Raw genomic sequence first — 5,323 nt, 5'->3', positions numbered from 1 at the left:
GTCGAAGATGCAGAAGCGGAAGAGCCGGAATCCGAGTCGTCAAACGAGATGGAGTTCATCGAAAACGACGATGTGGAGGGCGAGAGCGGGGACGGTCAGGTTCGTGAGCATTCTGAGGTGCCTGAGCGGGTCGAAGAGACGTCGGCGGCTTCCACAGAGCAGACGACAAGGGACATTGTGACCGCACTCAGTTCGGATCTCAAAAGCGGAGAGGCTTCCGAGGAGGACATAGAGGCGATCAAGGAGGCACTTGATATCACCGAGTCGCGCTCCGAGGCACTCAAAAGAGACCATCTCCAGGCCCGGTTGGATGACTTCGCAGCGTATGCTGACATACTTTCGGATTTCATCGACGAACACGGGACTCTGACCAATTTCGCTGCCGAACTTCAGGCCGAAAACGCGGAGGTTCGAGCTGATATTATGAACGTCCGTGACGATATCGAGACGCTCGGAAACACCCAGTCGGCTCTCCGCTCACAGGTCGAGCAGATGGAGACGTCGTTTGCGGCAATCCAAGACGACGTCGAGACAGTTCAGAACGATGTTGGGGCGGTTCAGGCCGATATCGCAGCGGTACAGGACAATGTCGAGACCGGCCGTCAAGAGATGGACGCTGACATCGTCGAGACCCAAGAGCACCTGGACGCACTGTCAGAGTCACTCGAAGAGGTGGAGGAGAAAACCGACGCCGAACTGGCGCAAATCCGTAGGACCGTTGATGAGTTCGAAACGGTGTACAGCTCCCTCAAGGACGCGTTCGAACCCACGGATGACGGAGACGAATCATGAGCCAACAAGCAACCGATAATACCGCGACGGCCGATCTGCATCAATTGGACGGACTCACCGAAACTGTAGCAGAAAGTATTGAAGGTGTGCCCCAACTTATCGCCACCTACGACGAGGAGAAGTTTAAAATTCATCATTCCAACAATGGGTACGAGGAAGACGCCGCCCTCACCTCGTATTTCCAGCTCGATTTCTTCGAGCACGAGATGATGTTAGATTCGATGTTCCCCGGTTCGACACAGGTCAAATCTCGTACCCTGACTTTCGACGATCGCCAATTGGTCATGGTCTACGACACGGACGTCGCCGTACTCACGATCGTGGCAGGTGATGAGCGGATCGAGCCGGTTCAGGACGCGCTTCTGTCCTTCAAAAACGAGTGAAAAATGTGTGAAGGGCGGCTTTAGCCATTTTGGGGTCCAATGACCGGTCTCTGCCACATTGAAACAGTGCTGAAAGAGCGGCGGACGATCGATTTGCGTCGCGGATTGGTCGTTTGTCACTGTTCTACCGGGCACTCCTGCTCGCACTTGTTGCTGGCTGCGAAGCGTCAAAATTCAGCCCTTCGATCATCGACCAGTTCCGTTGATAGCGGGGGTCATATCGAACAGATGTCACCGAAGCATCTCCTGGTTTCCGCGTGGTATCGAGCCGAAACCGATTGTCCGGGTCGAAAGAGAATCCAGCCACAATACCGTCACCGGTGGAAAAGGGTCCGCCGCCCTGTCCGATGTGCCCGATCGGATTAACTGCTCCGTGCCACCCTCACCGCCAACGATTTTCTCATCTCACATCCTGGCCCTTTCCCTTATTCACTTGCCGAACCGCTTTTGTCGGCCGACCCTGGATTTCGACGAGGCCGTCTTCTGACCACGGCTCTTTTTCTCAATCACTGCTATTGCTATAGTAGTATACGCTGTTCTCTTCAATCACAGCAAAGAGGTCCTGCTCCTCGTCGTAGACGACCCGTTCGTTGGTGTCGATCGCCACGTCGACGAGGTCTTCGAGCAGGTCCATTTCAATGTAGTCCTTCCCCTCGCTGGTCTGTACCGATCCAGACGAGATCCAGTCCGCGTATCGATTCCGGTGGACACGCTGTCTGAGAGCGGACATGTCCAAATCCTTGGGGTCCACTGTTCGGATTCGAACCGCGCCGGTCAACAACAACAGCCCGACGAGCCCGATCAACGAGACGGCGGGCCAGTTCGGGGATTCAGTCCGCTCGACTTGGACGGTTGTGTCCCGGGTGGCGGTGTCGGAGAGTTTCGACTCCAGCCAGTAGGCACGATTGGTGACAGTCAAAACACTTGTCGACGTGAGTTCACCTTGGTACGTTCCGGTATCGTACTCGGTCCGCAAGTGGACGCGTGACTGGACGCTTCCGACACCTGCGAGCCGGTTGCGAACCGTCGAGAGCCGTTGGCCCACCTCGCTGACGTTGACCGACACCGATGCATCCGCTTCCCCGTTCTCGACCGTCAGTTCTTCTTCGAGGAGGACTTCTTCTTCGTACCAGAACACGTCATCATCACGCGTTCCCTCGATCTGAAGGGTCACCACATGAGCCACTGTTGTGCCGTCTGGACCGGTCGTGCGAGCTTCGAAATCAATGCTTGGAGAGGATTCGAGTAGAAACGTCTCCCTGTTCGGCGAGAGATTATCCCACTCTCCACCGTCGACCACAGATGCGTTCATCGCACCCGTTGTGGCTATGGATTGTTGATCCCGCGTTTCAGTTGCCGTCGTCGTTGGCGGATTCAACGCGATCCCTGCGGCGACAGTCAGTGCGATCAGCCCAGCCACGGCCATCCCTATCAGGAGTTTTCGACGGTGGTTCGCGATGAACAATTTCACGCGCGGATTGTCGAACACCGTCGTCACCTCCTCCCAGCGGCTGGCGCAGCCCAGTCTGAAACAGACTGGACCCGTTCATGAGTGTATACTACATGGAACGGGGCGCTTCTCTCGCCTGACATTCGTACCACACCAACGTCTGGCAGTTGATATAATAGCATTGGTTCATTTACCTGCAGACGGCCTTCGACTATCGATCTGAGGTGGCACCGGGTTGGTATTACAACCATTTTTGCACCTTTCTCCGGATTCGAACGCCAAGCGGGATGTTATCCACGGACCGAAACCGAATATTTCCCGTCCCGAACACGAGCAATATGAGGCCCAGTCCGACACCCGATATGAGTACGTTGATCGTCAACATAACAGCAAGCGGATGAATGGAATGAAGAACCGCAATGATCGCGGGCGGAAGGAGAACCAGGTACCGATTTTCCTGGAGGAGGCGCGTGTGATAGCCCTCTTCTTCGGGGACCGAAAGAGAAACGCTGATGTCTGCGGATTCACCTCCACTCACCCAAACCCGATTTGGGGAGACCGCTACACTTTCTCCCGGCTGGAAGAAAACGATGACCGGGATGAATCCGTCGTTTCGGACGGTATGCTCGACCGTCGAACTCCCGCCGGCCTCGATCATCAGTGGGTCTTCTCCCGGTGTCTCTGAACTCATCACCCCGTATTCTTGTGTACCCGCAGGGACCGCCATCGCTGCTGATGCCGTGACGACGAGGACGGCGAGGACCGCACCCGCGACCACCCAGACTCTGATGACGTTCGAACGGTTGGTCGACCGGTGGATATCACGGCTGCCCTTTGGTTCGCCCCCGACCAACAATGCGAGTCCGATGAAGAACAGCCCGAGGGCAACGAACGCACCACCGATTTGGGTTTGCTGGAGACCCCCTTTGAGACCGAACACCGACGCGACACTCGACTGGAATGTATCCGCGCCCGCTTGGACACCCATAACGACAGTGCCGAGGTACGGAATCCTTACGACCGTATCACCGATCTGTAGCGCGTGCCCCACCACTCGGGTCTCAGTCACCGGAGGCTCACCGGCGTCCTGATCGGTAAAGGGGTTCGCGTCACCTTTCGTAATATAGCCTTCGTCGGTCTCGCCGACCACCCTATGTGTCGTCATTCCCCCACCGTCGAGCTCTGCCGCCTCGTAGGTCACGACATCGCCTTCCTGAATATCGCCAGCCAGAACCACTGGCACCGCGACGAACCCATCCCCGGCTCCGAGTGAGGGCTCCATACTCTCGGACGTGACAAACCCGAGCATAACGGGCTGGCCGAGTACCTGACCCACCAGAAGCCCGATGACGATGATGATTCCTATCGTAAGGAGTGTGGATTCCGCGAATGACCGGAGTCTCACGACGTCGCCACCTCCGTTTGCAGTTGCACCGACTGCATGACTGTGAGAGGTCCGACAGCTTTCATTGTCGGTAATTCAGTGGCCATCGAGTAATAAATTCCTCCTCGCTCCTCTCGGTGGGAAACCACGCGCTCTCGATGGCAAAACCCCCGTTGAACGGCATGTGGTAGTCTCTCTCCGTGTGTGGCCAACTCCCAGTCATTCACAAGAACCATCGGATGTATTCACGCAGACGTCGGCGTTTGATCGCCACAACACTGAACAACATTATCAGCCCGACTGTTCCAATCACTGGTGTCAGGACATACTCCGATTGGGTGGGCCAAACGTGTTCCCCCGTTGTGTCGACCGTTATCTTGCCAGCCGCTGTTGCGCTCACGTTCACCGTGTAGGTTCCCTCGTTCCGGAACGCTCGTGTGAAGGTTCCCGTCACCTCCTCACCGGGGCTGATCTCGAGGGTCTTTGTCTGATAGACGATCCCATTGACCGCCAACTCTGTGGTGAAGGTCCCGGGTTGGTCGCCGACGTTGACGATCGTCGCGGTCACATCGACTGGATCCCCGGGCCTGGCGTCAGTCGTCGATACCGACCCCTCCCTCACCACAAAAACCGGTCCCTCAGGTGGGTGCGTGACGGACAAATTCCCTGGACTCTTCTTGGAGTCTGTCCCCTCACCGAGAGTCTTGATAGCGATATCGAAATCGCCGATCCGGCCGAAAAGCCGTTCGAAGGTCACTTGCTCAGACTTGCCGGGGTGCAACCGAACTTTCCGCTGTGCGACGACCGTCCCATCGACTTCGAGACCCACTGCCTGTGTACCGGTGGCCGTGCCATTGTTCTCGAGCGTCGCCGCGATCGACGCGGTCTCGTTCGCCTGGATCTCGCGGGGTTGGAGCGTGACCTCGGTCACCCATATCGATGGTGATTCGTAGTCGTCATCGGTGTCCCGGTCGGTATCCGTTTCAGTGTCCCGGTCGGTATCCGTTTCGGTGTCTGGGTCGGTGTCCGGTTCGCTGCCGCTCCCGACACGTATCGTGAAGAACTCGCCATCGAGGTCACGAGAACTGTCCACCGTCAGCCCCACACCGATCGACTCGCCGGGGTTCAACGTGACTCGCTCGACCGGCTCGCCGGTATCGCTCCGGTGGAACTCGACGCCGTCGACAGCACTGCTGACCCAGACGAGCTGTTCGTCGTTGCCCGTCGATTTGATTCGGAACGCCTCGTCGACGGTCGATTTCGAGTATGGCACCACGTCGACGGCAATCTTGATCTCGCCGTCCTCGACCGTCG

At 57.2% G+C, this 5,323-nt stretch carries 5 protein-coding genes; 2 read left to right on the top strand and 3 right to left on the bottom strand.

Annotated features, from left to right (window positions below; genetic code table 11):
* Positions 1-792, top strand: a 792-nt coding sequence (locus V5A26_RS11125; protein ID WP_332322528.1) for a hypothetical protein, incomplete at its 5' end; no start/stop codon positions are given.
* Positions 789-1,175, top strand: coding sequence for a hypothetical protein (locus V5A26_RS11120; RefSeq protein ID WP_332322527.1), 387 nt, complete (start codon positions 789-791; stop codon positions 1,173-1,175). The genes V5A26_RS11125 and V5A26_RS11120, both read left to right, overlap by 4 nt.
* Positions 1,176-1,677: 502 nt before the next feature.
* On the opposite strand, the gene V5A26_RS11115 is transcribed toward V5A26_RS11120, so the two are convergent.
* The 3 genes from V5A26_RS11115 to V5A26_RS11105 form a co-directional block, all read right to left on the bottom strand.
* On the bottom strand, positions 1,678-2,664 hold the full coding sequence (locus tag V5A26_RS11115) for a DUF5305 domain-containing protein (protein ID WP_332322526.1): 987 nt from the start codon (positions 2,662-2,664) through the stop codon (positions 1,678-1,680).
* 202 nt (positions 2,665-2,866) lie between these two features.
* Positions 2,867-4,030, bottom strand: a complete 1,164-nt coding sequence (locus V5A26_RS11110; RefSeq protein WP_332322525.1) for a signal peptidase I — start codon at positions 4,028-4,030, stop codon at positions 2,867-2,869.
* A 202-nt stretch (positions 4,031-4,232) separates the two neighbouring features.
* Positions 4,233-5,323 (bottom strand): CARDB domain-containing protein (locus V5A26_RS11105; protein WP_332322524.1); only part of this gene is annotated, 1,091 nt, incomplete at its 5' end.

The sequence above is a fragment of the Halodesulfurarchaeum sp. genome (genome assembly GCF_036626455.1).
GTDB lineage: Archaea > Halobacteriota > Halobacteria > Halobacteriales > Halobacteriaceae > Halodesulfurarchaeum.
Note: the sequence above shows the minus strand (reverse complement) of the source record. Positions and strands in the feature narration are given on the sequence as shown.

Excerpts from the sequence above, each read along its gene's own strand:
- V5A26_RS11120 (WP_332322527.1), top strand. The coding sequence starts at position 789 with ATGAGCCAACAAGCAACCGATAATACCGCGACGGCCGATCTGCATCAA.